Genomic DNA, 26,554 nt, shown 5'->3' on the forward strand with positions numbered 1-26,554 from the left:
CGGCATCAGCGCATGTCCGGACGCGCCGATGCCGTAGGAAAGGACCGATATCCGTGGCTCAGCGCGTAGTGGTCACGCTCTTCGACGACATCGACGGGGGAGCAGCGGCGGAAACGGTTAGCTTCGCCCTGGACGGGAAGTCGTACGAGATCGACCTCAACCCGTCCAATGCAAAGAAATTGCGCAAGGTTCTGGCGCCGTACATGGCGGCCGGCCGAAAGCAGACAAATGCCCGTAGGCGCGGCAAGTCACCTGCGTCGTACCGGCACACCTCACTCGCACCGGACCCGGCAGCTGTGCGCGCCTGGGCCCGCTCCCACCAGATGGAGGTGCCGGCCCGCGGCCGGATCCCCAAGAAGGTCTACGAGGCGTTCCGCGAAGCCAGTTGAGAACCCGGCCCGCGGACCGGTCACCCGGACCGGCCGCCGGGGCTGGGCTCCGGGACCGGTCGGCAAGCGCCGGCCAACACTCCGGCGCACGCCTCGGCGACACCCCGCGGCCACCGACTTGCACTACCCCCCTGCAGGTCGGCTAAAGTCTGGAGCACGCCGAGGGGCAAGGCCGCAAAGCCGAACCTCACGCAGCGTGCGGGTGTAGTTCAGTAGCAGAACATCCCCCTTCCAGGGGGAAGGCGCAGTGTGCAATTCCTGTCACCCGCTCTGCATCGCTCTTACCGACCACTCCGGTGAATCGGGTAGAGTAGTGCTCACACCGCTCGATGAATCTCCTCTCAGGGGGAGTACAATCGGCGGCAGCATTGCGGACGTGGCTCAGTTGGTAGAGCATCACCTTGCCAAGGTGAGGGTCGCGAGTTCGAATCTCGTCGTCCGCTCTTGATCGGTTTGTTCGAAGGTCCTGGTCGGTATCGACCAGGACCTTCGTCGTATTCCAGCCTGTGCTCCTTGCCTCTTGCTCATGACGTTTGTCATGAGCAGTAGTGACAGCTCGCACTGCTCGCGGCGACGATCCGGCGGAAATCTGTAGGCATGATCAGCGACGACATTCCCAGCGACCACGCGGGCGGCGCCGCGGCAGACATCACAGACGATCCCGCAAGCGGTTTCACGACGGACCCCGTGATCGTTTCCACGACCGGTTCGGCGATGGATCCCGTGATCGAGGCGAGCGATGTGCGGCGGCGCTACGCCGGGGGTTTCGAGGCCGTGACCGGTGTCTCCTTCTCGGTGGCGCGCGGCGAACTCTTCGCTCTGCTCGGCACGAACGGCGCCGGAAAGACCTCCACGGTCGAACTGCTGGAGGGGCTGGCCAAACCCGATGGCGGCACGGTGCGGGTGCTCGGCCACGACCCGTACCGCGAGCGCGCCGCCGTCCGGCCGCGGATCGGGGTGATGCTCCAGGAGGGCGGCTTCCCGTCCGAGCTGACGGTCACCGAGACCGTACGGATGTGGGCGGGGTGCACCAGCGGCGCCCGGCCGACCGGCGAGGCGCTGGACCTGGTCGGGCTCACCCATCGGGCGCGCGTACGGGTCAAGCAGCTCTCCGGCGGCGAGCGGCGCCGCCTCGACCTCGCACTGGCCCTGCTCGGCCGGCCCGAGGTGCTGTTTCTGGACGAGCCGACCACCGGACTCGACGCCGAGGGGCGGCGCGACACCTGGGAGTTGGTACGGGGACTCGGCGACGGCGGGATCACCGTCCTGCTCACCACGCACTACCTGGAAGAGGCCGAGGCGCTCGCCGACCGGCTGGCGATCATGCACCGGGGGCGGATCGTGACGGCGGGCACCACCGCCGAGGTGACGGCGGCCCGCCCCGCCCGTATCCGGTTCGAGCTGCCCGAAGGGGTCCCGGCGGCCCGGCTTCCGCTGGCTCTGCAGGCCGCGGCCTACGGCCGCCGGATCGAGATCCGTACCCGCCGGCTGCAGGATTCGCTGGATGAACTGCTGAGCTGGGCGCGGGAGTCGGACGTACGGCTGCTCGGGCTCGATGCACGGTCGGCCTCGCTCGAGGAGGCATTTCTCGATATCGCGCAGAGCGCGTCGGAGTCGGAGAAGGTGGCTGCCGCATGACGCGCACGACGATGTCCGGGCGGCTGAACGCTCTCGGGCGGGCCGAGCTGACCCTGCTCGCACGGAACAGGACGGCGGTCTTTGTCGCGCTGCTGGTGCCCCTGGCGATGATCGCGGCCATGAAGTCGACGCTGGAACAGATCGATCTGGGCGGGACCGGGCTGACCGTGGCCGGGGCAGCGCTCAGCGGCGGCATCGGCATGGTGCTGATGCAGGTCGTGTACATGAACCTGGTCGCCGCCTATGTGGCGCGGCGCGAGGAACTGGTCCTGAAGCGGCTGCGTACCGGCGAGGTCACCGACCGGGAGATCCTCGCCGGGACCGCGCTGCCGTCGGCCGCACTGGCGCTGGCGCAGACGGTGCTGGTGGTCCTGGCCGGTGCGGTCTTCTTCGGTCTCGGCGCGCCCGAGCGGCCCGGACTGCTGCGGTTCGGCCGGGACATGCACGACGTCCTGGGCCGGAATCTGGCCGTGATCGCGCTGAAGAGCGAGCTGGCGGTGGAGCTGGCCCAGCGCGGCAAGCCGGCGGCCGTGGACCAGATGGTCGAAGTGATGCGCATCGCCCGCGCCTCCCAGCAGGAGGTGCGCGATGTCGTACGTGGATACCGGGAGGCCGATCCGAGTACCGAACTCGTGGGCGCACGGAGCGTGTTGCGGGCGGCCGGGATCGAATGCTCGGTGGAGGGCCATGACGGCGGTCCGCTGCCCGCGCCCGTGCAGTCGGCGCTCGGCTGGGTGGTGCGAGAGGCGGCGACCAATGTGCTGCGGCACGGCGATCCGCGGCACTGCACGATCCGGCTCCGCGCTTCGGCGGACGCGGTGGTGCTGGACGTGGAGAACGACGGGGCGCCGCGGGCCGTCGCCGGGCCGGGCGGTTCCGGGCTGGCCGGGCTGCGGGAGCGCCTTCACGCACTCGACGGTTCGCTGGGCGCAGGTCCGGCGGGGAACGGGCTGTTCCGGCTGACGGCCACGATCCCGCTGCCGCGCACGGACCCGGCCCTTGCCCCGGCTCTTCAGGAGGAGCTGCGATGACGGCCGTACGAGTGCTGCTCGCCGACGACGAGCATCTGATCCGGGGCGCTCTGGCCGCGCTGCTCGCCCTGGAGGACGACCTCGTGGTGGTCGCGGAGGCGGCGACCGGCCCGGAGGCCCTGGCCATGGCGCGGGCCCATCGCCCCGATGTGGCGGTCCTCGATCTGGAGATGCCGGGTGCCGACGGTGTGAGTGTTGCCACATCCCTGCGGGCCGAACTGCCCGGCTGCCGGACGATGATCGTGACGAGTCACGGCCGGCCGGGACATCTGAAACGGGCACTCGCGGCAGGCGTGCGGGCCTTCGTGCCGAAGACCGTCAGTGCCCGGCAGCTGGCAGGGATAATCCGTACCGTGCACGGCGGAAACCGTTATGTGGACCCGGAGTTGGCGGCCGATGCGATCTCGGCCGGGGACTCACCGCTGACCGCGCGAGAGGCCGAGGTGCTGGAGCTGGCGACTGACGGAGCGCCGGTCGCGGAGATCGCGGAGCGGGCGTCGCTGTCGCAGGGAACCGTACGGAACTACCTCTCGGCGGCCGCCTCGAAGCTCGGGGCGGAGAACCGTCATGCGGCGGTGCGTCTCGCACGCGAGCGCGGATGGGTATAGTAGGCATCGCGCTTCGGCGCTTGCGGACGTAGCTCAGTTGGTAGAGCGCAACCTTGCCAAGGTTGAGGTCGCCAGTTCGAACCTGGTCGTCCGCTCGGTTCAGCAAGAAGCCCCCGGCCTTTCGGCCGGGGGCTTCTTCGTGTTCCGGGAGCTGCTGCCCCCTATGCCGGTCGGCCCTACTGCCAGGGCGTGCCGGTGAGAAGTTCGTACGCCTCCAGGTACTTCGCCCTGGTCGCGTCCACGATCTCCTGGGGCAGCGCCGGGGGCGGCTGCTCACTCCTGCGGTCCCAGCCGGAGGCCGGCGAGGTCAGCCAGTCGCGCACGAACTGCTTGTCGTAACTGGGCTGGGCCTTGCCCGGCTCCCAGGTGGCCGCGGGCCAGAAACGGGAGGAGTCCGGGGTCAGCACCTCGTCCGCGATGATCAGCTCCTCACCGCCGTCGGCCGTGGGAGCGAAGCCGAACTCGAACTTCGTGTCGGCGAGGATGATGCCGCGCCGGCGCGCGATGTCACGGGCCCTGCTGTACACGTCCAGTGTGGTGCGGCGCAGCTGGGCGGCGGTCTCCGCGCCGACCTGGCGGGCCACCTCCTCGTAGCTCACGTTCTCGTCGTGGTCGCCGACGGCCGCCTTGGTGGCGGGGGTGAAGATCGGCGCCGGGAGTTCGGAGCCGTCGACGAGGCCCTCGGGCAGCGCGAGGCCGCAGACCGTGCGGGACTCGTTGTACTCGACGAGGCCCGAGCCGGTGAGGTATCCGCGGGCGACGCACTCGACGGGGACCATCCGCAGCGACTTGCAGATCAGCGTGCGGCCGGCCCAGTCCGCAGGGGCTCCGGCGGGGAGCTCCGTGGACAGGACGTGGTTCGGTACGAGATCGGCGAGCTGGTCGAACCACCACAGCGAGAGCCGGGTGAGAACCCGGCCCTTGTCGGGGATCTCGGTGGGCAGGACCCAGTCGTACGCGGACATACGGTCGCTGGCGACCATGACGAGGTCGCCCGCCTCGTTCCGGTACAGGTCGCGCACCTTGCCGGTGTGGAGGTGGGTGAGCCCCGGGACCTGCACTGGCTCGGGCTTTTCTACAAATCCGGACACGCTGCCTCCGCGTAGGTTGATCCAGGAGTCGTACCGATTCTCCCGTATCGGCGTGCAGTGGGGCGGAGCGGGGGCGTCCATGGCGCCGGGTGCAGTGGCCTCGGTGGCGTTTCAGGCGCGTTTGCAGATGCGGTCGAGGAGATTGGCTGTGGCCTGCTGAATGCGGGGATCCACATGGCCGGGACGGTCCAGCGCCGGGGACCAGGCGAAGGTGCCGGATGCGAAGACGAGTGCGCCGGACGGGGCCCGGTACAGGGAGGTCTCCTGGTGGCGCTTGACTCCTTCGCTGTCCTGGTACGGGGAGTGGGCGAGCAGGATGCGGTTCTCGTGCTCGGGGAGTGCGGTGCGCGGGAAGTAGCGGTCGGCCTCGCCCGCGACCAGGCCGTCGATCTCGTCGCCCTCGCCGGCGCCCGTCGCGTCCCACAGCCAGTGCTCGGCGTTCCGTACGACCAGAGGGTGCGGATCGGGGACCCGGCCCGCGTACTGAATGCCGAGAAGCTGCTGCTCGGGGCGGTCGATCTCGCGCCAGAGCGCGGGCTTTCCCGGGCCGTGGCGCTTGCGGCAGGTGAGCAGGCGGTCCGGGACGCCGGACGGCGACGGGGAGAGGCTGACCTGCCAGTACATGGTGTTGGCGGAGAGGAAGACGAGCGAGGTGCCGCCGTCGCGGGCGAGTTCGGCGGTACGGCGCATGGGCACCGACCAGTACTCGTCGTGGCCGGGGAAGACCAGGCCCCGGTAGCGGCCCGGGTCGATCCGGCCCGCGTGCAGATCGCGGGTGTCGGCGTACGCGATGTCGTAGCCGTAGCGCTCGGCCCAGCGGATGAAGTCATAGGCATGACCGACGTGGAGCGGCAGACCGGCGCCCGCGTACGGCCGGTCGAAGGAGACGGTGACCGCGGCGTCCTCCTCGCCCAGGAGGCAGCCCTGCTCGTCCCAGGCGTGGTAGAGGCTGGCGCCGGTGTGGCCGTCCTCCGGGTAGAGGTTGTACGCCTGCCAGGTGATGTCCGGCAGGACGAGCAGCAGATCGGCCGGGTGGTCGTCGCGGACCGTGAACGGGATGTGGGAACGGTATCCGTCGACCGTGGTGAGCACGGCGACGTACGCGCCGATCGACCAGTAGGCGGGGATCTGCAGCCGCCAGGACTGCCACCAGTTGTGGCAGGAGACCGTGCGGTCGGCGGTGAGCGGGGCGGGCTGGACGATGCCGGAGAGCCGGGGGCTCGTGGTGATCTTGGCTGCGCCGTCGCCCCCGTAGTGACCGATGCGGTAGATGTCCACGGAGAACTGCTGGGGCGGGTCCACGGTGATGTGGAAGTCGATCGCCTCTCCGGGGGCCGCGGCGCCCGTGGAAGTGAAGCCCTTGATCTGGCGGTGCACGTCGTCGGCCGTACGGGTGCCGCCGTCGGTGGAGCCGCGGGCCAGGGTGGGGTCCGCGTACCAGGGGACGACATGTCCGGTGTCGTCGAGGTAGTTCTCACTGCCGCGCAGCCAGGGCAGCGGGCCCTGGCCGAAGGGATCGGAGACCGCGTGCGCGAGGGCGCCCGACTCCCACCGGCGAATCTGCTCCGCCCCCATACCGCTTCCCTCCCTCTGGTCCCCCGAGACAACAGCGAGACAGAGTTGACCGTCACAAAGTTGATCGCCACCGGTGATCAACGGCGAACGTCACCGGCCGTACGTCACCGGCCGTGCGTCATCGATGCGCCGACAGGGCTGCGCCGACTGTCAGCGTCGGTCCCCAGCACATCACATAACGCATGCACTCCGTCACCGTTCGTCGCGAATTGACGTGAACGGAACGCACCCTTCCGGGTATTGGGGTGCCGCGGCCTCCGACAGCGCTGTCGTGCGCCCATTGGCCGGCCCGCCCAACAGCGCAGCCTGGTCTGGATATGCAGTACCCGGAGCCCCGCCTGATACAAGGCGTGCTCCAGTTCGCCGGTGCCGGCCAACGACACCTCGGCCCTGTCGTCGAGGCCCTGCCATCGAGGTCCTGTCGTCGAGGTCCGTGGGTCAGACGAGACGGACGGGTTTGTCGGTGCGCACACCGACCGAGGCGAGCCAGGAACGCAGCGGCCCCGCGTCACCGTCCTCCACCAGACTGAGGACGGGACTGCCCAGATCCGCCCGGCGCTCGCCGCCGACCAGCAGCGCGGGACCGTCGAGCCAGTCGAGTCCGGGCGCCGCGCCAGCCGTGTCGACGGCAGCGCAGCAGACCATCGCCGCGACGTGGTCGGCGAGCAGTTCCGTACCCGTACGGGGTGGTTGGAGCGGGAAGAGCGGGAGCAGACCGGGGCCCCAGAAATCCAGGACGTCCCCGCCCGTGCGAGCGGCGCTCCTGGCGCCCGCCCGGCTCGATGTGCCGCCGGCCGGGGACTGCCCGGCCGCCGCCTCCTCACGGGCCACCGCGGCGCTGATCCCGGCCGCGAGCTCCTCGCCGCTCCCGCACCGGCCTGCCAGATGCTCGACGACACGGGCCAGCGTGGGCACTGTGGCGTCGATGGGAAACGCGGGACGGTCGAGATCGCCCGAGGAGCCGCCGGCGGACGACGCGGGGGCCGTACCCATCAGGTCGAGGACACGGTGCAGCCGTGCGGCCTCGGTGCGCCACTTCCGGTCGACCACCTCTTCCGGATACTGCTGCCAGTCGACCGGCGACCAGTCGGGACCGGCCTCCGCCGGGCCGCCGTGGAAGAGCCGGGCCGCCAGCAGCGATGCCGCCTCGTCAGCCGCACCCGGCTCCTCCAGGAGGTCACAGGCAGGGCGCTCACCGAGCCGCGAGGTGAATCCGTCGGCAAGCCGGTCGCGACGGGAGAGCTCGGCGAGGGCGGACACGACACCCGCGTCCAGCCGGGACGGCCAGCGGCCCATCTGCCAGGCGGGCAGCGCGACGCGGGTGAGCAGCCGGTCCCAGCCCGCGTAGGCGAGGCCGACCTGCTCCTGGGCGACGATCCGCAGCCCGTAATCCACACCCTGTGCACGGACCGACGCGGCGGCGGCGACGCCCCGCTCCATCTCCACGGCATGGGTGCGACAACTGCGCAGCAGCAACAGGGCGACCCGGCCGACGAAGGCCCGCGGCACTCTGCGCACCCCTGGCAGCGGCCCGGAAACGGGCGCGGCAGCGTCGGCGACCGCTCCGTCCAGCCCTCGTACGAAACGACGCGCCGCGGCTATGTCGGGATGCGCGGAGGGGCCCGTGCCCGCGACGACCGGGGCGAGCACCGCCCGTAGCTCCGCGACCCGCATCCACCACAGGAACGGCGAACCGATGACCAGCACGGGCGCCGCCCGGACCCGACGGCGGGCCCGGCCCGCGGAACGCGTTCCCCGATCCGCTACGGGCCGCACCGAGGGGTGTGTACGGTCCTCCAGCCAGCTGTCGCAGTCGGGCGTGAGTGCTATCGCCGAGGGCGCGGGAACCCCGAGCCGTTCGGCGAGGTCCCTGACCAGGCAGTAGAGATCGGGGGCGGCGTCCTCCGGGAGCGGGACGGTCGGACTGACCGCCGGCCTCGCCCGCACGATCGCGACCGCGACCGCCGCGGCGAGCAGGAGCACGACGGCCGCACAGGCCGTCACGGCCCAGCGCGCCGTGTCCCAGCCGCTGCCGACGGCATGGCCCTGTGCACCGGCGACAAGCAGCACGACGGCCACCGCCGCCGGCAGGATGGCTGCGGCGGTCGCTCTGCTGCGGATACGCAGCAGAGCCAGAGCGCGGGCGCGCGCGCTCTGCGCACCCAGCTCCTCACTTGTACCGGTACCGGACACTGCCGGACGTCACCCCCTCTGCCCCCGCGGCGGTGTTGTTCACTCCCCCACTGTGGCACCCGTCACCGACATCGCAATGCCGGTGGGCCAAGTGCCGGAATGCTTGCGCCGCACCCTAGTTGGGGCCTCGGCGGGCGTCATCCGGATGGCACAGCCGTCACTCGATGGAATGGCTTTGGGTAAAGCTGCTGACGCGCCGCTTTCCTTGAGGCAGCGGCACGTCAGTGGGTGTCGACAGGGGGCGGGGCGGGCTCGAGCCGCGGCCGGGGCGGGCAGATCGGGTGACGCACCCGGCCCCCGCGCGCCGGTCCCGGGCTGACCCGTCCGGTCCGGGGCGGACTCGTCCGTTCCGGGTCTGACGCGTCCGGTCCGGTCCGTTCCGGTCTCAGGCCTCCGCGGCCTTCTGGGCGATGTCCGTACGGAACTGCGATCCGTCGAGCCGGATCCGGGCCACCGCCGTGTAGGCACGCTCACGGGCGCCCGCGAGGTCCTTGCCGGTCGCGGTCACGGACAGTACCCGGCCGCCCGCGCTGACAATCGTGTCGCCGTCCCGCCTGGTCCCGGCATGCAGGACGTACGCATGCGGGGCATCCTGCGCCGCCACATCGTCGAGCCCTTCGACGGAGTCACCCGTGCGCGGCGTACCCGGGTAGTTGTGCGAGGCGATGACCACGGTGACAGCGGCCTCGTCGCGCCACTTGAGCGGGGGCAGCTCGTCCAGGGTGCCGTTGGCGGAACCCAGCAGGACACCGGCCAGCGGAGTCTTCAGACGGGCCAGGACCACCTGGGTCTCGGGGTCACCGAACCGGGCGTTGAACTCGATCACCCTGACGCCGCGCGACGTGATCGCAAGCCCCGCGTACAACAGCCCGGAGAACGGGGTGCCACGGCGGCGGAGCTCGTCGACGGTCGGCTGGAGCACCGACTGCATGACAGCGTCGACCAGCTTGGGGTCGGCCCACGGGAGCGGGGAGTACGCGCCCATGCCGCCGGTGTTCGGGCCCTCGTCGTTGTCCAGGGCGCGCTTGAAGTCCTGTGCGGGCTGGAGCGGCAGCACGGTGATGCCGTCCGTGATCGCGAAGAGGCTGACCTCGGGGCCGTCGAGGAACTCCTCGATCACCACGCGCTCGCAGGCCAGGGCGTGAGCGCGGGCAGCCTCGATGTCGTCGGTGACGACGACGCCCTTGCCGGCGGCGAGACCGTCGTCCTTGACGACGTACGGGGCGCCAAAGGCATCGAGGGCGGCGTCGATCTCAGCGGGAGTGGTGCAGACGTAGCTGCGGGCGGTCGGGACGCCGGCCCCAGCCATCACGTCCTTGGCGAACGCCTTGGAGCCCTCCAGCTGGGCCGCCTCGCCGGAGGGGCCGAAGCAGGGGATGCCGACGGCACGCACGGCGTCCGCGACGCCGGCGACGAGGGGCGCCTCCGGGCCGACGACCACCAGCTCGGCGCCCAGGTCGGTGGCGAGGCGCGCGACGGCGTCGCCGTCGAGTGCGTCGACCGGGTGCAGTTCGGCCACCTCTGCGATGCCGGCGTTGCCGGGGGCGCAGTACAGAGCGGTGACCGCAGGGTCGAGGGAGAGAGAGCGGCACAGGGCGTGTTCGCGGGCGCCGCCGCCGATGACGAGGACCTTCACGGTGTGCAGCCTAGCCGCCGGGGCACGGCGGCCTTGACGGACTCCGCTCCGTGAACACCCGGGCACCCCGGCCGGGCGACCCGGGCACTCCGTCCGCTACCCGTTGCCAGTGCCAGTCGTTGCTACTCGTTGGTGAACTCCTCGACCACCGTGGCACCCAGCTCTCGGACGATCAGGTCGTGCCCGGAGAGCGCCGAGTCGACGAGGTCCGGGTCGTCCGCCTCCGGGGTGTCGTCCTCGGGAGCGACCGACCGCGGGGGTTCGGGCGCGGAATACGACTGCGGTACGGGCTCCGCGGCGGGTGCGGCGCTCGGCTGCTGGTGCGGTGCGGGGGCGGGCCGGGGTTCGTAACTCTGCTGGGGCGCGGGGGCCGGACGATGCGGCGTGGGCGGTGCGGCGGAGGGGCGGCCGCCACCGGTCTGCGGAGGTGCACCCGCACCTCCCGACGGGTCGACGATCGCCTCGATCTTCCACTGTGCGTTGAACCGCTCGGCGAGGGCCTGCTTCAGCACGTCCTCGCTGCCGCTGCTCGCGAAGTTGTCGCGCGCGCCCGCGTTCAGGAAGCCGATCTGCAGGGTGGTGCCGTCGAAGCCGGTGACCTGGGCGTTCTGACTGAGCAGGATCCAGGTGAACCGGCGCCGGTTCTTCACGGCCTCCAGGATGTCCGGCCACATGTTCCGTACCTGGCCGGCCCCCTGTGTCATCCCCGGGCTCGGCTCGGCGGCGGGTACCGGTGCCGCGGGCACGGCCTGGGCCGGGGCAGTGGCCGGGGCCGCCTGCGGGACCGGCGACTGCCCGGGGGCGGATGCGGTCGGCCAGCCACCGGGACGACGGCCCGATTCCGGCGCGGCGGCGGTGGGCCAGGCACCGGGGCGCTGGCCGCCCGCGGGAGCCGGGGCCGGGGTCTCGGTCGGCGGCTGCGGAGCCGTGGGAGCAACGGGCGTCATGGGCTGCGCGGGTGCCGGGGGCATTGCGGCGGGGGCGGGCGATGCCGCGGGGGCGGGCGCCTCTCCCCGTACCGCCGCACGCGCGGCAGCGGGTCCGGCGCCGGGCTGCACGGCCGGGGCGACGGGGGCGGGGGCATGGGCCAGGGCCTCCGGCCCCGGTACGTACCCCATGGCGGGCCCCGTACCGGCGGTCGCGAAGGAAGCGCCGCGCTCCAGCCGGTCGAGCCGGGCCTGCAGCGAACGCTCGTCGTCGAAGGCCGCGGGCAGCAGCACCCGCGCGCAGATCAGCTCGACCTGGAGGCGCGGCGAGGTCGCCCCGCGCATCTCCGTCAGCCCCTCGTTGACCAGGTCGGCGGCGCGGCTCAGCTCGGCGGCACCGAAGACGGACGCCTGGGCCTGCATCCGCTCGACGACATCGGCGGGTGCGTCGATGAGGCCCTTCTCCCCGGCGTCCGGCACGGCGGCCAGGATCACCAGGTCACGCAGTCGCTCCAATAGGTCGGCGACAAAGCGGCGCGGGTCGTTTCCCCCCTCGATCACCCGGTCCACAACCTCGAAGGCCGCGGCCCCGTCCCCCGCCGCGAAGGCGTCCACGATCGAGTCGAGCAGCGAGCCGTCCGTATAACCGAGCAGCGAGGTCGCCATGGCGTATGTCACACCGTCGTCGCCCGCGCCGGCCAGCAGCTGGTCCATCACCGACATCGAGTCACGCACGGACCCGGCCCCGGCCCGCACGACGAGCGGCAGCACGCCGTCCTCGACCGGGCTGTTCTCCTTGCCGCAGACCTCGGCGAGATATTCGCGCAGCGTCCCCGGCGGTACAAGACGGAACGGGTAGTGGTGTGTACGCGACCGGATGGTGCCGATGACCTTCTCGGGCTCGGTGGTCGCGAAGATGAACTTGAGGTGCTCGGGCGGCTCCTCGACCACCTTCAGCAGGGCGTTGAACCCCGCCGATGTGACCATGTGCGCCTCGTCGATGATGTAGATCTTGTAACGACTCGACGCGGGCCCGAAGAACGCCTTCTCCCGCAGATCGCGGGCGTCGTCCACGCCCCCGTGCGATGCGGCGTCGATCTCGATGACGTCGATCGATCCCGGCCCGTTGCGTGCGAGGTCGCGGCAGGACTGGCACTCCCCGCACGGCGTGGGCGTCGGCCCCTGCTCGCAGTTCAGACAGCGGGCGAGGATGCGCGCGCTGGTCGTCTTGCCGCAGCCGCGCGGACCACTGAACAGGTACGCGTGATTGACCCGGTTGTTCCGCAGGGCCTGCTGCAGCGGGTCAGTGACATGCTCCTGCCCGATGACCTCGGCGAACGACTCGGGGCGATAGCGGCGATACAGCGCAAGGGACGACACACATACGAGGTTATCCGGGCGGACCGACAACCGGCCCCGGACCGGCGAAGCGCCGCCCCGCCCCCTGGAAACACAAGGGCCCCTCACGCACCCGCCAGAGCCAACCTACCCTTGCTGCCTTCCGGCCCTGGGGGAGTTCAGTCAGATAGCGCCACGTGAGGGGCTGAAGCCCACCTTAGCCGATCCCCACCCCTGCCAGTCCACTCCCCCGCCTTCCACAACCGCCCCGGACGAGCCGGAGGGGAGCGGGAGGGGAGCCGGAAGGGAACGGGTTCGCGAGCACTCCTCAACGTCTTGTATTGTTTGCCGCGGAGGATTCGCCTAGTGGCCTAGGGCGCACGCTTGGAAAGCGTGTTGGGGGCAACCCCTCACGAGTTCGAATCTCGTATCCTCCGCCATTGCTCTCACCGGGCAATACGTCGAAGGGCCCCATCGTTCGCGGTGGGGTCCTTCGACGTTCTCTCAGCCCTCGTTGTTCTGGTCTTTGTCCACAAGGCCGTTCGGTGAGGGCCCCCAGATGGCGTCCGCGAGCTTCCGCGCCACGTCCTTCAGCATGGCGTCGGGCACATGCAGGTACCGCGCGCGCATCCGGGCAGACGTGCCCGCCTCCCACCCCATGATCTGGTCAATCACACGGTCCGGGACGCCAAGCAGCATGAGGACGGTCGCGGCGGTGTGCCGGGCGTCGTGCAGGCGCGCGTCGCGTACCCCCGCATCGTTCAGCAGCCTTTTCCAATCGTGGTAGTCCGTGTTCGGGCTCAGCGGTCCGCCGAGCGGTTTCGTGAACACGTAGTCCGACTCGGTCCACAGGTTTCCGGCAGTCTTGCGCTCCCGGGCCTGGGCTTCCCTGTGCGTTCGCAGCATCACGACCAGGGGGCCCGGCAGGGGAACCGCACGGCGGCCGGCGCGCGACTTTGTGTTCTTCGTCTCGCGCCGCACCTGCTTGCGGTCCGGGCAGTACCCGGCCTTCCGGCCGCATGTATCTGCCTCCTTGCACCCGTGCTCGTACTTCGGGCGTAGTCGGTTCCGGCGGAGCTTCAGGTACTCGTGGTTCAGGTCCACGTCGGACCAGCGCAGCCCCAGCGTCTCCCCCTGCCGCAGACCGAGCGCCAGTGCCAGCATCCAACGGGCGCTGTTGCGTCGCTTGTTCACCTCGATCAGCAGACTCTGCACCTCTTCGACCGAGTAGGGATCGATCTCCTCCTCCGGTTCCTCCACTCGCGGCGGTTTGGCCAGCGCGGCGGCGTTCTTCGCGGCGTGGCCACGTCGCACCGCCTCACCAAGGGCAGTACGAGCGGTGCGGTGCGCCTGGTGGGCCGTAGCAGGCTTGCTGCCGTTCTTCTGCATCCGGCGATACAGGCTCTCCAGGTGCTCCGGCTCCAGGCGGTCGATGCGGTGCCTACCGATGCCGGGAACGAGGTGCACGCGAACCGCAACCTCGTAGCCGTCATAGGTGTTCTCGCTGACGACGTCCTTGGCGATGTTCTCGACCCAGTGCCACAGCCACTTCTCGACCGTCCACAGCTTGCCGGGCTGCTGTGCGGTTCCCTGGTCGCGCTGCTTTTCCAGCCGCTTGACCTCTGCGGTCAGGGCGTCTTCAGAGGTGCGGGTGATGTGCCTGCGGTAGGGCTCGCCATTGTCCTTGTAACCCATCGGCACCCGGGCGTGCCAACGGCCGTCCTTGCCAAAGTAGATGGCCGTTTCGCCATTGGCCCGGCGAGTTCGCTTCTTCTCCGCCACGGGCGGGATCTCCTTAAATCGGTGGGGCAGAACGACCGGAGCGCCGCCCCAGCGGGGGCGGCGCTCCGGTGTTGAGCAGGTCAGGCTGCGAAGCCCTCAGCGCGGCGGCGCGCGATGTACGCGGCCGGGGCGTCGGCAGGCACCCGGCGGAGTCGGCCGATCATCAGGGATTCCAGAGCCCCCGAGCGGATGAGGGTGAAGCAGGTGGTGCGGCCGATCTGGAGGCGGCGCGCGGCTTCCTCAACGGTGAGGAGAACGAGGGTGCTGTCAGCGATTTGGGCGGTCTCCATGTGACGCTCCTTTTGTCGTCCATCGCTTTGATGACGGAGGCATAGGGCTGAAGGCTTTCCGGGGGCGTGTCTGTCCGAGGTGCGGATTTCTGCGTCATTGCGTCATCAGCGTCATGCAGGGGGCCTGAGCTGGGGTTTTGTGTGACGCAGCGGTTTGGTGGTGCGTCATCGGTGTGTCATGGGCTGCGTCACGGCGTGACGCAGATGACGCAGGATGACGCAGAGGCTGCTGTCTGCGTCATGCTCGTGTCCGCAGGTCAGGGGCTGTTTCGCGGTGTGTATGACGCAGATGACGCAGGGTCTTCCCTCTTAGGACAAAAGAGGGGGCGTCTGTTGTGGTGCGGTGGCCCTCAGAGCGTGAAGAGGGAGCCGCTGCGCGGCGCGACCTTTGGGCGGCGTTCCGCCGAACAGCAAGAAGAGCACGCCGCGCCGGGTGCTCTTCTTGCTTGTCCAAGCGAGCGGGCCGTGCGGGTCAGAACGCGCCGGTCTGCTGGTGTGGCCTTGGGGTGGCCTGGCGGGTCATTTCGAGGTAGCGGCCTTCGCTGGTGCGGCCGGTGTCGATGAGGACGCCGCGGGCGGCGAGGGTGGGTTGGAGGCGCTTGAGGCGGTCGGAGAGGACTTTCCCGGTGGTCGGCCAGCCCTTGGGCAGGGGGCGTAGTTCGTCGCCGCTGTAGAGGCGGCTGAGGAGGTGGAGCCACTGCGTGGAGGTCATGCGCTGCTCGCCGCTGGGGTCGATGGTGTCCGCGTGCTGGAGGACGGTCTGGGCGAGAAGGTCGCCCTCGATCACGTCGTCGTTGAGGTCGTCCAGGCGGGCCCGGTAGGCGGCGAGGGCTCCGAGACCGGTGGCCGCGTCGAGCTGCGCGCACAGGTGTGCGAAGTCCGCCATCCTCAGATCGGTTGGCGTCTCGGCCTCGGCGGCGCGGACCTTGACCGTGAGGTCGAGCAGAGACCCGAGGGCGATGGGCAGGACCTCTTCGTACTCCGCCCACAGCTCCGCTTCGGTGCGCCGGACGCGGGGCCGCTCCAGGCGCAGGGGCAGGAGCCGTTCCGCGAGGTCGGGCCGGATGACTCCGACGTCGATGCCGGTCAGGAGCAGGGGGCGGCGGTAGCGGGCGCGGAAGACGTCGCCGTCGGTGAACAGGGCGCGTTTGACGTTCTCGGCTCCGGTGACGATGCAGCACATGGCGTCGGACAGGTCCGGCGTCATGTGGGACAGGTTGTCCAGGGCGGTGACCCACCCGGCCGCGACGGCCGCGATCAGGTTCTCCTCATCCTTCGGGGCCCGCCGCAGGTCACCGCTCATCCCCTCGACGATCCGCACGAGCATCCGCCCGCCGGTGGACTTGCCCGCGCCCTGCGGCCCGGTGAGGAACGGGGCCGGGACGGGGACGGACGGTCCGAGGCAGCCGATGAGCCAGGCGATGGCCAGGCACTCGGTCTCGGCACCCGCGAAGTTGCACAACCGCATCAGGAGGTCGATGCCCTTGCCGTCGGTGTCCTTGACGGGCAGGGGGAGTTCCCCGGTGAGCTGGGTGCGCCGCCAGCACACCTCGCGCGGGTCGGGGACGGCGATGTCCCAGCCGGTGGGGTGGATACGAACGGACTGCCCGTCGCTGCGCCCGAGGTCCAGCCACGTCGCTCCGTCGAAGCCGGGGGCGACGCGGATGTGGACGGCTTGGGTGTCCTCGGTCAGCGCGAGTGCCTCGATCAGGTCCAGAGCTTCCTTGAGGGCGGTGCCGTTGAACATGCCGTGTCCGTCCTTGTACAGGCCGACCATGAGTTCCTGCCGGTGGCTGCCCGTCGTGCCCTGCGAGCGGATCGGACGGGCCACGGGGTGCCCGTTCTTCTGCGCGTACACGGTCCCGTCGGCGGTGCGGAAGTACCGGAAGTGCGCCTGCGCGTAGTCGGTGATGACCTCGCGCGCCGGGTTCTTCTCGTCGTCAGCCACGGTCACAGCCCCAACCGGGTGAGGGCATTGGCCCACGCGTCCGAGCAGTGCCGGACGGACTCACCCTTGGACTGGGCAGCGGCGAACAGCCGCGCCATGTGGACATCGGTCAGGCAGCCACACCGCCCGTGCGCGGACAGCACCGCGAGGAACGTCTGGTAGACGATGGCGTGCACGGCACTACTCGCCTCGGTGATGCGCTGCTCGCCCATGGCGACGCCGCGCTCCAGGTAGGCGGGCCTACGGTGAGGGCAGTCCCCGCCAGCGGCCGGCACAGGCACCGCCACGACGCGCGGTGCGGGTCGTGGCGGCGACGGCTCCTTGATGACCAGCGCGCGCACCGTGTCCGGCAGCGCGGTCATGGTGCCGGTGCCGGGGCCGAGCCACCGGGCGTAGACCATCGTGGACTTGATGTCGACGCCGTCACGGACCGCGTTCGCGGACTGCACCGTGCCCCGGTACAGCCAGTGCTCGCCGCGCGTGGTCGGCACGGTGCGGGTGGCGGGCAGCGTACGGCGGGCCCAGGCGATGGCGTCGGCGTGGTCGAGGTCGACGACGGTCAGCCCGATACCGCCGGGGTGGTAGGCCACCGCGGCGGCTTGCTTCCAGGCCGGTGCCCATGCGGGGCTGGTGAGGGTCGCGGGGTCGGTGGTAGCGGCGGCCCACGCGTGGCACGGTGCCGGGCAGTCGCAGGAACCAGGGTTCTTCATGTTCGGTCGGCCGCTGCAGGCGTTGTCCCGGCAGGCCGCGCAGTTCCCGACCGGGAGCTTTCCCGCCCGCAACGGCAGGACGGGAACACCTTGCTGCGCGAGATCGAGGGCGACGCCGATGAGGCCGGGTGCTCGCCGGGTGGGGGTGGATTGGGTCATGCTGGGTGTCTCCAGTTCTGTAGAAGGTGCTGGCAGGCAAGGGCGGCCCCGGACTTTGGTGAGGCGGGGGCCGCCCTTGGCGTAGCTACGGGTTGGCGTCGGCGGTGTCGTCTGCCATCTCGTCGAGCCTGAGCAGCAGCTCGCCCAGCTGACGACGCGTGATGTCCCGGGCGTACGGGGCGGGCCAGTCGGCGTAGTCGAGTTCGATGGTCAGGATCTCGTTGGGGTCAATGTCCATGTCGGTGCTCCTTCGGGGTGCGGGCTGTGAGGATCAGCGCGGGCCGGGGCCAGGCGGCGCGCTGGATACGCAGACGGATCAAGGCCGTCCCTTCGGGTCAGCAGTCGCAGTTGTCGGATTTCTGGAGGCAGTCCCAGCAGCGGGGGCAGTCGCAGCCGCACGCGCACTGCTCGTGTTCGGGACCGAAGCTGTCGCAGTAGCAGCCGGACTCACCGCACGGCATCGACTCGGACTGTGGGCTGTCGAGCATCTGAATTCCTTAGCGGTGGTTGATGGTGCCGGTGGCCTTGCCGAAGAGGCCGGTGGCGGTGATGTTCTGGGTGATGTGGGTGGTCGACCGCCAGGTGCCGGTGCCGGTGCCGGTGCCGTTGCGGGCGAGGCGCAGGAGGACGGGCAGGCCGATGGCTCCGGCGGCGATGAGGGCGACGGTCGCCCAGAGGGCTTGGCTCATGGCGATCAGTCCCGGGGCTGCGTAGGAGAGTCCGATACCGGCGGCGGCGACACCGCCGCCGACCGTGGGGACGAGGAGGGCGGTGGTCTTGGCCCATGCCGGGATCGGCTGCGCGACCGGCACCGGCGGCGCCGGCGGGGCCTGCTGCGGGGTGTAGGCGAGGGTGCGGATGCCACCGGGGAGGGTGACCATCTGGACGCCGGGCGGGATCTCGGAGGGCAGCATCACCGGGCCGACCGGGTCGGGAAGGTAGGCGGGCCTGTCGGTGGGGCGAGGTGCTTGGGCGGTGATCGTGTACGTGGTGTCATGCACGACGGGGCTCCTTTGAACCGGGCGGCGGGGTGGCGGGTCAGGTGGTTATCTGGGCGAGGGCGGCGGCGATGCTGCTGAGCGCGCTGTTGATGGCGGGGGCGATGCCGGTCGAGGCGAGGAAGAAGCCGAGCAGGATGGCGGCGAGCGCGGGGCCGAAGCGGAGGTAGCCGGTGCGCACCAGGATCAGGACGATGACCAGGAGCAGGACGACGGCGGAAACGGTCAGGGCCATGGGGCGTCCTCACGTTGATTTCGGTTACCTGGGGTGATGTGTGGGGTGTGGGGCCACACATGCCGCTGGAAGGCCCCGGAACCGCCGCCAGAGAGCGGGTTCCGGGGCTTCTTCACGGGGCGTTCTGTGTGACGCACACGCCCCACACGGGCAGGTCAGAGACCTACACGCGGATGTGTGACGCACACAGGCTGTGTGGGTCGGCGTGTGTGGGTCTGTGTGGGTCGGCTGTGTGGGTCGAGAAGGCGTCGACTGTCACTTTGTGTCGCGGTAGCACTCGATGGCTTCGGCGAGGGTCTCGGCGAGATAGCCGCTCTTGGACTCGTCGCCGATGCGCACTGTTCCGGCCCCGGGGCGCTCAACGCCGACCTCGCGCAGCAGGCGGTTCAGCTCCGTGCCGAAGACGCGGGGGTCGAGGCCATGGGCGGCGGCCAAGTCACTGCTCCACATCCGTCCGCCCGCGGCGACGACGTGCTGATGGGCCTCGGCGAGGAGCTGCGGGATGGGGCTGGGCCGGTTCTCGGGGGTTCCGGCCTGCTGGATGACGCGGCCGAAGTCAGCTTGGATGACCGTAGCGTCGTTCCCGCCGCTCGGCGCGGCCTGGCCGGTGGTGGTGCGGGCGGCGTTGAGCATGGTCGACAGCAGATCGCTGCCCACCCGCGGTTCGGGCCGGGCCGGTGCCTGCCCGGTCGCGGCGACGATGCGGGGGGCGGGAGCGTTGTCGTCCTCGGGGTCGGCAGCTCCGGTCATCGGGATGCCGGTGAGCTGGTTGATCGGGGGGTAGAGGGTGTCCATGTCGGTGTAGGGGATGGTGGTCGGAGCAAGCTGCTTGGCCTTGTAGAGGCGGGGCAGGATGCGGCCCCACCGGCTCTCGTAGTACTCGCCCGGCTCGCTGTCGAGGAACACCGCTTCGAGCTTCGGCCGGCGGTCGGCGTAGACGGTACTCAGGGCCCTGATCTGCTTGGGCTTGATCCGGTACGCCTTGAACGCGGTCGGTTCGGACACGACGTCCTCCTCGTCGGGCGAGGAGTAGAACCCGCAGCCCCTGTACGGCGCCGACTTGGGGTTGATGCGGGCCCCGCCGGTCGGGAACAAGTGGCTGAGCTCCTCGGGGTCGGAGACGCGCATCCCGACCCGTACCCTGCTCTGCTTCTTCATGGCGGCGGTGATGACATCCTGGGTGGCGCGCAACCCGCAGATCACCACCCGGACCCGCACAGCGCGGCCGGTGTTGACGATGGTGTCCAGCTTGCGAAGCAGGACGGGCGGCAGCTCGGCGATCTCATCGACCACGACCAGGACTTCGGGCAGCTCGTGGGTGACGGTGAGCTTGTCGTCCTCGGTGAGCCGGTCCTGATGCCCCGTCTTGCGGGCGCCGATCCCGGCGATGACCGTGTCACACAGGATGTGGGCCTCTTCGACGGTGTCGGCGGTCCAGTCGATCAGCGGCACGGCCGCGGTCCCGTCGACCGCCCACGCGTGCAGCCACGGAAGGCTGATCCCGGCGCCGGTGACGTCGATGTGCATCACCACCGTGTTGTTCGTGCGCAGGGCCCCGGCGTTGGCGACGTTGATGGTGTTGGTCTTGCCGGAGCCGGTCTGGCCGACGACCAGGGCGCATTCGTCGACGACGGCGATCCGGGCTTCTTCGGCGTCGGGCTTGAGTCCGAGGGGGATGCCGTCGTAGATGCTGGTGACGGTGGTCTCGTCCGAGGTGTCGGGGAGGTCGAGGTCCTTGGCGAGGACGTCAACGGCAGTGACGCGGATGAGGGTCTGTCCGTAGACCTCGCCGTCGAGGATCTGGATGCCACCCCCCTTGGGCAGCCGCAGGTCCACGGCCAGCTTCCGTACCGCGTCGGCGGGGAGTTCCGGGGTGTCGGAGGGCATGCGGACGCGGACGGTGTAGCCGACGTCGCCCTTCCACGGCCGGACCCCTTCGACCTCGTGTCCTTCGAGGCGGAAGAGCCGTTCCAGGCGGTCGTGCCATTCACCGGCCTGCTTGTTCGCCCACTTCTGCAGCCGCCTTTGGTGGCGTTCGGTGCGGGCGGTTTCCTCAGCTTGGACCAGGCCGCGGGCCAGGGTCATCCCGGCCGCGGTCCCGGCCGCCCACCACCCGGCGGACGACCAGGTCAGGGCGGTGTGATCGGCCAGGGCGGACGCGGTCCAGCCCCCGGCGGCGAGCCAGGCCGCGCACCGGGCGACGGTGTGGCCGGCGGGGCGGTGCTGGTAGAGGTCGGCCCCGGCCTGGGCGACGGCCCCGGCCCCGGCGACCAGCAGGGCGTGCGAGGCGGGCAGACCGGCGACCGACCCGACGGTCGCGACGGTGTAGGCGCCGCCCGCGACCAGAGCAGCAGAGGTAGCGGCGGAGTGGTTCCAGCTCCAGTCCAGGGACGGGGCATCGGACTTGGCAGCCATCAAGGGCTCCTTCAGGAACGCGAGCAAGGGCAGGGTGGAGCGCCGTGGGGCCGCACACCGATCCTGTGTGCGGCCCCACGGCGGGGATGAGCTGTGGTTTCTTCGGTCAGACGTCCCACATGGCCTCGGACTCCTCGCCGTTGCGAGGGGCCTCGTGGCGGGAGATGTCCGGGGCGTGCAGGCGCCGGAAGTTCGGCATCAGTTCCTGCGCGGCGGACGCGGCGGACATCAGGAGCTGATGCACGTCCGCGATCGCGTCTACGACGGCCTTGTCGACGGGGTAGCGGTCGTTGGAACGGACCTGAAGGAGGTTGATCGCGGCGGCGATGTTCTCGATCCCGTCCGGGATGCCCTCGTACTCGGCGGCGACCTGGCTCATGTGACCGGGCTCGTAGCGGGAGTAGACGTGCGCGACATCCTGCGCGACCGCGACGAACTGCGACGGCTGACGCTGGTCGAAGCCCTGGCCGTCCTGGCGGCGCTCCAGGATGTTCCACATGTGCTCGCCCGGCCTCGGCTCCTCGTAGCGGCGCAGGTCGTTCTCGTGGACCTTGGCGAACAGCGGCCCGATCTCCTGCGCCTTCTGAACGGCCTGGTGGAGCAGGGCGTAGACCTGGGCGACCAGATCGGCCATCGCCGCGTCGGCCGGGTACTTGTCGGCGGTGTTGACCGCGAGCTGCCGCACCGCCTCGGCGGCCGACGCCACACCCTCGGGCAGGCCCCAGTACTCGGCGGCGACGGCGAGCATCATCGGCGGGTCGTAGGTGGCGTACGCGTCGCGCACGGCCTCGGTCTCCTGCTTGAACACGGACACGAGGTTTCCTCCGAAGTGGTCGGTGCCGAACTCATCGGCGGCGGGCCGGATGTGGCCGGGTTCATCGAAGTCGGTCAGGACATCCGGCCGGGTGGCCTTGTCCCAGCCGTCCTTGGCGCGGCGCATCAGGCGCCGGTGCACGGCGGTGGCCGCGAGCCTGGACCAGCGGGTGAAGTACGCGCCCCACTTGGCCCCGTTGCGGGGCGCCAGGTGCAGGAACCGCAAGACACCACCCGCCGTAGCCGCGAGCGCGCGCAGCAGCAGGCCGGGGATCAGGACCACGGCCCCGACCGCACCCGCCGCGACCTTCGCCACGGCACTGCGCAGCACATACCGGGCCCCCGCCGCGGCCTTCTTGGCCAGGGCACGACGTGCGGACCTGATCCGCTCCCGCAACGCCTGACCGGCCGGAGACTCGGCCATCTGACGGCCCAGACGGCGGGCCAGGGCGACGCCGCGCATCCCGGACCGGGCAGCCTTGCGCACCCAAGCCCTGACCGTCGACCGCCCGCGCCCGCCACCCTTGGCGCCGGGGGAGTTCGGGCTGCTCGGCCCCTTGCCATGCGGTCCGTTCTGGGTGCCGGTGCCGGACGGCCCGGTGCCGCCGCGGCGCTGGCTGAGACGGCGCAATATGCCGCCCCGCCCACCAGCAGCGTCCCGACCCCGGGACCCGGCCCCGGCCCCGGACTTCCCGAACAGCGAGCCCCGGCCGGCAGAACCACCCCCCGCGGACGTGGTGTTGCCGGACTGGGTGGGCTTCTTCGGCACGGATGCCCCGTTCCGCGAGGTCGGAGAGTGGCGGGCACTGGTGCGAGGAGTGGACGCTCCGGAGCTCACCGCGCCGAGCGTGGAGGAGCGACCCTGGCCGCCGGACCGGCCACCCCGGCCCGCGGAACCCGGGCCCGACCCGCCGCCCCCGGAACGGCCACCACTGCGGCCGGTGCCGGTACTGCCGAGCGTCGACCGGTGCCCGGAGGACCGCAGGACCCGCCCACCAGAACCCGTGGTCTGGGACTTGCGTGCCTTCCGGGCGGCGACACCGGCAGCGACCAGGCCACCCCCGGCGGCCACACTGGCCGCGGTCAGAACACCGACCGTCCCGGCCGACGCATACAGAGCGGACGCCCCGGTCGACGCAGCCTCGGTGCCGAACAGAGCCAGCGGCCACGCACGCAGCGAACTGCGCGGCCCCCGCGGGGTCGAAGAAGACCCGGTGTCGTCCGGGCCCTGGTTGAGGGTGATCTCGATCGGGAGGGACTGCCCGTCCGGGCCGTCGACCACCGTTGACGCTGCGGGTTCGGGCTGCGGGCTGGTTGTGTCGGGCGGGGCTTTCGTGCTCGCCTCAGTGGTAGACACTGGTCGGGCTCCTTGTCTGGAGTGAAAAGGGCGGGGATGCCCGGCCTGCTTCTCAGGGCCGGGCATCCCCGTACCAGCGAGAACGGGTTCAGCGGCAGCGGTGCGCGGTGGCGGGCCGCGTCATGTCATGCACCAGCCGGAGTCGCACAGGCCGTCGACCTCGTCGAATCCCGGCAGTACGTCCACGCCGTCGGGGATGGCGTCGCGCAGGGGCCTGCCGAACCGGGTGAGGTAGACGTGGTCCTTGCCGAGAGCGTCGCGCCGGGCGTTGAGGAGCTCTTCGAGCTGGCACGACCTCTCGAAGAGGTCGGGCTCGCGACGGCGCATGTCGTGCCAGGTCTCGGGCCGGTGGAACGGGCAGAACCAGCACGACGATTTGGGCGGGACAGGAAGACCGGCATCCCGGATGATCCGGGCACAGTCGATGCGCCTCAGCCCCAGTTCGAGCAGCGGGTAGACGATCTGCTCATGCGACTCACAGCGTCGGTTGTTCGCGCGGTGGATCTCGTCCAGGCTGATCCCGATGCCGATCGTGGCCGGGGCCTCCTTGGTGGCGCCCCGCCGCTTCAGCTCCCGGCCGATGACCTTGATCTTGAAATCAGCGGTGCAGGAGCGGGTACCGGGTGCCCCGTTCGACATCCGTACGGGGATGGCGAGGGACCGGCTTCCCTCCTTGGTGAGCTGGCCATACAGCGTCCGGGTCTCACCGCTGCGGACCATGACACGGTCCAACAGCACAAGGTCAATCCCATGCTCAGCCGCGAACGGCCGGGCGTACTCGTCCAGGTAGCGCAGCGTCCCCGGATGCTCCGAGTCATCCCCGACATTGGCCATCAGGAAGGTACGGAAGTCGATGCGGCCCTGCGCGGCCAGCACCAGCAGCGCCGTCGACTGGACACCGCCGCCATAACTGATCGAGCGAATCGTCATCACATGGCCTCGGCTTCGACGGCCCGCAGGCGCGGGCGGGACGGCTCCTCGTCGTCGCGGACGGCGAGGATCTGCTTGCGTCCCCACGACTCGCTCATCCCGAACGCCTCGCCCAGCGCACGGGCACTGAGCGGGCGGCCCGCCTGTACGGATTCGCCGTACGCACGGCGGGCGTCCTGCCGCATCCTCTCCAGTTCCGCTTCCTCGAACTGGTCCCGGGACAGGGCCGCATCGGTGGTCTCTTCCTCCGGGGTGCGGTCGGTGTGCGGGGTGTACGGATCAGGCGCCTGCACAGCGTCCGCATGGGCCGCGACCTGCGCAGACGGCTCCATGACGGGCAGCGGGGCAGGTGATTCGGCCGCCTCGGCGGCGGGTGTCTGCGCGGGGTGTGCGGGGGTATGCGCGGCGGGTGCGGATTCCTGCCCGTCCGGCACCCGCACGGCCTCGGCGGCGGTGCGTTGGTGCAGCACCTTCGCGACCAGATCCGACCCGAAGAAGATCGCACCGACCGGCAGTGACGTCGCGACGAGGACGAGTGCGTAGTGCGCGCTGTCCCAGTGAGCGAGGCGGACCATACCCGCGTCCGGCTGGTGCAGCGCGGGGACCAGGCCGTGCACGTAGTTGAGGACCAGCGACGCGACCGTGTACCCGCCCAGAACCTTGAGGGCGAACTGCCGGTCCTTGTCGACCAGGATCAGGGTGGCGATCAGGGCGAGAGCCATCAGGCCGTCCACGACGAACGGGTAGAGGGTCGCCGCGGCCGGATCAGCACCGACCGCACGGGCGATGTCACGCATGGCGTTCCAGGACACCCGGAACGCCATGCCGACCACGGCGACCAGCGCGACGACCAGGAGCACGCGGGGGTTGATGCGCTTCACGCCGCACCCCCGTCGGCCGGGCCCGCCGGGCGGACCGGGATGGAGGCCAGCAGCAGGACCGGCGACGTGTCGTCGCCGTACGTCTCGTTGCCCTCCGTCCACCCCCACTCGGCCCCGTCGACGGCCACGAACCCGAGCGCGGTGAGCACCCGTGAGCGCTCGGCCGCCGTCGGCACGGTGGGCGTGGGACCGAAGTGGTGCTCCGGCCATTCGGAGACCAGGTCACCCATCAGCACGACGTACAGGCGCCACCGGCCGCCACGGTTGGAGATCTGCGCGGTGTGCCCCCTCACGCGGCCACCGCCGAACCGGCCGCGAGGGCCTTGAGCGGGCGGCGGACCGTGCGGCGCGGGCGCCGGCCGTCCGGCCGCTGCGTCTTCATGGGCAGGGTGCGGAGCAGGGACTCGGCGTAGGCGGCGGTCTCCGGGTCACTCTCGCGCAGCTCCGCGAGGACCTCGTGCGCCACGTCCAGCCGCGCCGCCCGCTCCATGGCGGACTCGACAGCCGGGCCGGTGAACAGTTCCAGGTCGATGCCCAGGGCCAGCTCGGTGAACTCGGTCGCGGTAACGGGCTCGCGACCAGCAACGATGTTCTTCATGGGTCGTTTTCTCCTAGACGGTGGGACGGCCCGAAAGGCGGCCCCGGTGTGTCAGCACCGGGGCCGCGGGCCGTTCAGTGGTTCCGCCCGACGTTGCGAGCGGTCCGGCCACCAGCGGTGGCCGTGGTGCCCCGGGCCGGATTCGATCCGGCGCCCTCACGGCGTGGATGCCGGGGCGGTGGTGATCAGCTCGGGTAGCGCTCGGAGAGGTCGGCGTCGCGGACGTCCATCTCGCGGTTGAACTCCTCGTACTCGCGGGCGTCGATCTCTTCGTAGGCGGCGTTCATCTCGTCCAGTTCCTGCCGCCGCTGAGCGGCCCAGGCGATTGCTTCGTCGACGGGGTCCATAGGTCCTCCTGATCAGGGGCGGGACAAAACACGCGCTGCCGTGGCGGTCAGCGCGTCAGCCGCAGCTACGGCCGCCTCGCGACACGAGCCCAGAACCTCGGCAGTCTCGGCATTGCGCATGTCGTACGTGGCGCGGACGGCCGCGTCGATGTCGAGCCGAAGTGTCGGCAGGAGCACCGTGAGGGCGACCTGCGGGGCGGTGACGGCGGAGCGGGTGACGTGGCTCGCCTCGCGGGCCTCGGCCACCTCACCCGGGGTTGCGCCGGACAGGCGCAGGTCCTCCCGCGTCCACATTGCGCGGCGGTGATCCGCGAGCCGGGCGCTCAGGTCACCCAGGGCGGTCATGGCCCGGTCCCGCAGCGCCTGCCGGCGCTGGGCCCTGACCGTGTAGTACTGCTGGACGCCGACCACGGCGGCCCCCAGCACGGTGCCGACGACCGCGACAACAGCAGCAGCAATCTCCATGGACGTTCCCCTCCGGTGTTCAGGTTTGGTAGTGGTGCCTCATCAAGCAGGCAGGGCCAGCAGCCCCGGCAGGGGTGCCTTCCTGCCTGCATGACGAGGGCGATCCGGTGCTCATCACGCGGGGATCGCCTTTCGCAGGTGCGGCATCCCGACAGGCCCTCTCCAGGTGCCCGTGTGCCGCCCTTTCGGCAGCGTGGCCCG

Annotated in this window: 25 protein-coding genes, 4 tRNA genes and 1 other RNA gene; 8 read left to right on the forward strand and 22 right to left on the reverse strand. The window is 70.7% G+C overall.

Features of this window, described 5'->3' with window-relative positions; translation table 11 throughout:
• Positions 1–53: 53 nt before the first annotated feature.
• The 7 genes from ACH4EW_RS04865 to ACH4EW_RS04895 all read left to right on the forward strand — a co-directional run bounded on the left by ACH4EW_RS04865 (position 54) and on the right by ACH4EW_RS04895 (position 3,761).
• Positions 54–389, forward strand: a complete 336-nt coding sequence (locus tag ACH4EW_RS04865; RefSeq protein ID WP_398251463.1) for an Lsr2 family protein — start codon at positions 54–56, stop codon at positions 387–389.
• 198 nt (positions 390–587) lie between these two features.
• Positions 588–659 (forward strand) — tRNA-Gly (locus ACH4EW_RS04870).
• A 100-nt stretch (positions 660–759) separates the two neighbouring features.
• Positions 760–832, forward strand: a tRNA-Gly gene (locus ACH4EW_RS04875).
• A 271-nt stretch (positions 833–1,103) separates the two neighbouring features.
• A complete protein-coding gene (locus tag ACH4EW_RS04880) occupies positions 1,104–2,027 on the forward strand; it encodes an ABC transporter ATP-binding protein (protein ID WP_398253257.1) in 924 nt (307 codons plus the stop codon).
• Positions 2,024–3,058 (forward strand): sensor histidine kinase, encoded by a 1,035-nt coding sequence (locus ACH4EW_RS04885; protein ID WP_398251465.1) that lies wholly within the window; start codon positions 2,024–2,026, stop codon positions 3,056–3,058. Before ACH4EW_RS04880 ends, ACH4EW_RS04885 begins: the two co-directional genes overlap by 4 nt.
• Positions 3,055–3,666 carry a response regulator gene (locus ACH4EW_RS04890; RefSeq protein WP_398251468.1) on the forward strand — a complete coding sequence of 204 codons (612 nt, stop codon included), beginning with the start codon at positions 3,055–3,057 and terminating at the stop codon, positions 3,664–3,666. The genes ACH4EW_RS04885 and ACH4EW_RS04890 overlap by 4 nt, the downstream gene beginning before the upstream one ends.
• A 22-nt stretch (positions 3,667–3,688) precedes the next feature.
• Positions 3,689–3,761, forward strand: a tRNA-Gly gene (locus tag ACH4EW_RS04895).
• Positions 3,762–3,842: 81 nt separating this feature from the next.
• Here the strand turns inward: ACH4EW_RS04895 and ACH4EW_RS04900 are convergent.
• From ACH4EW_RS04900 to ffs, 6 genes are all read right to left on the reverse strand, one after another.
• On the reverse strand, positions 3,843–4,757 hold the full coding sequence (locus ACH4EW_RS04900) for a phosphoribosylaminoimidazolesuccinocarboxamide synthase (RefSeq protein WP_398251471.1): 915 nt from the start codon (positions 4,755–4,757) through the stop codon (positions 3,843–3,845).
• A 111-nt stretch (positions 4,758–4,868) separates the two neighbouring features.
• The gene (locus ACH4EW_RS04905; protein WP_398251474.1) at positions 4,869–6,332 is read right to left on the reverse strand and encodes a N,N-dimethylformamidase beta subunit family domain-containing protein; all 1,464 of its coding nucleotides are present in this window, start codon (positions 6,330–6,332) and stop codon (positions 4,869–4,871) included.
• Positions 6,333–6,770: 438 nt separating this feature from the next.
• A complete protein-coding gene (locus tag ACH4EW_RS04910; protein ID WP_398251477.1) occupies positions 6,771–8,525 on the reverse strand; it encodes a hypothetical protein in 1,755 nt (584 codons plus the stop codon).
• 385 nt (positions 8,526–8,910) lie between these two features.
• Entirely contained in the window at positions 8,911–10,161 is a 1,251-nt protein-coding gene (gene purD / locus ACH4EW_RS04915) for a phosphoribosylamine--glycine ligase (RefSeq protein ID WP_398251479.1), read from the reverse strand.
• A 122-nt stretch (positions 10,162–10,283) separates the two neighbouring features.
• The gene (locus ACH4EW_RS04920) at positions 10,284–12,467 is read right to left on the reverse strand and encodes a DNA polymerase III subunit gamma and tau (protein ID WP_398251482.1); all 2,184 of its coding nucleotides are present in this window, start codon (positions 12,465–12,467) and stop codon (positions 10,284–10,286) included.
• Between the two features lie 71 nt (positions 12,468–12,538).
• An RNA gene (gene ffs, locus ACH4EW_RS04925) (signal recognition particle sRNA small type) lies at positions 12,539–12,635 on the reverse strand.
• 142 nt (positions 12,636–12,777) lie between these two features.
• Between ffs and ACH4EW_RS04930 the strand changes: the two genes are divergently transcribed.
• A tRNA-Ser gene (locus tag ACH4EW_RS04930) sits at positions 12,778–12,865 on the forward strand.
• A 64-nt stretch (positions 12,866–12,929) separates the two neighbouring features.
• On the opposite strand, the gene ACH4EW_RS04935 is transcribed toward ACH4EW_RS04930, so the two are convergent.
• The 16 genes from ACH4EW_RS04935 to ACH4EW_RS05010 form a co-directional block, all read right to left on the reverse strand.
• Positions 12,930–14,207: a tyrosine-type recombinase/integrase gene (locus ACH4EW_RS04935; protein ID WP_398251485.1), complete on the reverse strand. Its 1,278-nt coding sequence runs from the start codon at positions 14,205–14,207 to the stop codon at positions 12,930–12,932.
• A gap of 80 nt (positions 14,208–14,287) precedes the next feature.
• A complete protein-coding gene (locus tag ACH4EW_RS04940) occupies positions 14,288–14,497 on the reverse strand; it encodes an excisionase family DNA-binding protein (protein ID WP_398251488.1) in 210 nt (69 codons plus the stop codon).
• 472 nt (positions 14,498–14,969) lie between these two features.
• Positions 14,970–16,445 carry an ATP-binding protein gene (locus ACH4EW_RS04945; protein WP_398253259.1) on the reverse strand — a complete coding sequence of 492 codons (1,476 nt, stop codon included), beginning with the start codon at positions 16,443–16,445 and terminating at the stop codon, positions 14,970–14,972.
• Between the two features lie 2 nt (positions 16,446–16,447).
• Positions 16,448–17,314, reverse strand: a complete 867-nt coding sequence (locus tag ACH4EW_RS04950) for a bifunctional DNA primase/polymerase (protein WP_398251491.1) — start codon at positions 17,312–17,314, stop codon at positions 16,448–16,450.
• An 85-nt stretch (positions 17,315–17,399) separates the two neighbouring features.
• The gene (locus ACH4EW_RS04955; protein WP_398251494.1) at positions 17,400–17,552 is read right to left on the reverse strand and encodes a hypothetical protein; all 153 of its coding nucleotides are present in this window, start codon (positions 17,550–17,552) and stop codon (positions 17,400–17,402) included.
• Between the two features lie 97 nt (positions 17,553–17,649).
• Positions 17,650–17,802 (reverse strand): hypothetical protein, encoded by a 153-nt coding sequence (locus ACH4EW_RS04960; RefSeq protein WP_398251497.1) that lies wholly within the window; start codon positions 17,800–17,802, stop codon positions 17,650–17,652.
• Positions 17,803–17,811: 9 nt separating this feature from the next.
• Positions 17,812–18,315 carry a hypothetical protein gene (locus tag ACH4EW_RS04965; RefSeq protein WP_398251499.1) on the reverse strand — a complete coding sequence of 168 codons (504 nt, stop codon included), beginning with the start codon at positions 18,313–18,315 and terminating at the stop codon, positions 17,812–17,814.
• A 37-nt stretch (positions 18,316–18,352) separates the two neighbouring features.
• On the reverse strand, positions 18,353–18,547 hold the full coding sequence (locus ACH4EW_RS04970) for a hypothetical protein (RefSeq protein ID WP_398251502.1): 195 nt from the start codon (positions 18,545–18,547) through the stop codon (positions 18,353–18,355).
• A 255-nt stretch (positions 18,548–18,802) separates the two neighbouring features.
• Entirely contained in the window at positions 18,803–20,962 is a 2,160-nt protein-coding gene (locus tag ACH4EW_RS04975; protein WP_398251505.1) for a hypothetical protein, read from the reverse strand.
• Positions 20,963–21,068: 106 nt separating this feature from the next.
• A complete protein-coding gene (locus tag ACH4EW_RS04980; RefSeq protein WP_398251508.1) occupies positions 21,069–23,132 on the reverse strand; it encodes a hypothetical protein in 2,064 nt (687 codons plus the stop codon).
• 120 nt (positions 23,133–23,252) lie between these two features.
• Positions 23,253–24,062: a phosphoadenosine phosphosulfate reductase gene (locus ACH4EW_RS04985; protein ID WP_398251511.1), complete on the reverse strand. Its 810-nt coding sequence runs from the start codon at positions 24,060–24,062 to the stop codon at positions 23,253–23,255.
• Positions 24,062–24,943, reverse strand: a complete 882-nt coding sequence (locus ACH4EW_RS04990) for a DUF2637 domain-containing protein (RefSeq protein WP_398251514.1) — start codon at positions 24,941–24,943, stop codon at positions 24,062–24,064. Before ACH4EW_RS04990 ends, ACH4EW_RS04985 begins: the two co-directional genes overlap by 1 nt.
• Entirely contained in the window at positions 24,940–25,236 is a 297-nt protein-coding gene (locus tag ACH4EW_RS04995) for a DUF6303 family protein (RefSeq protein ID WP_398251517.1), read from the reverse strand. Before ACH4EW_RS04995 ends, ACH4EW_RS04990 begins: the two co-directional genes overlap by 4 nt.
• Complete coding sequence (locus tag ACH4EW_RS05000) at positions 25,233–25,541, reverse strand: hypothetical protein (protein ID WP_398251519.1); 309 nt, start codon at positions 25,539–25,541, stop codon at positions 25,233–25,235. Before ACH4EW_RS05000 ends, ACH4EW_RS04995 begins: the two co-directional genes overlap by 4 nt.
• Before the next feature lie 185 nt (positions 25,542–25,726).
• Entirely contained in the window at positions 25,727–25,888 is a 162-nt protein-coding gene (locus tag ACH4EW_RS05005; protein WP_398251522.1) for a hypothetical protein, read from the reverse strand.
• 12 nt (positions 25,889–25,900) lie between these two features.
• Positions 25,901–26,353 (reverse strand): protein kilB, encoded by a 453-nt coding sequence (locus ACH4EW_RS05010; protein WP_398251525.1) that lies wholly within the window; start codon positions 26,351–26,353, stop codon positions 25,901–25,903.
• Between the last annotated feature and the right edge of the window lie 201 nt (positions 26,354–26,554).

Origin of the sequence: Streptomyces sp. NPDC018000 (assembly GCF_044328025.1) — a bacterium.
Classification (GTDB): Bacteria; Actinomycetota; Actinomycetes; order Streptomycetales; family Streptomycetaceae; genus Streptomyces.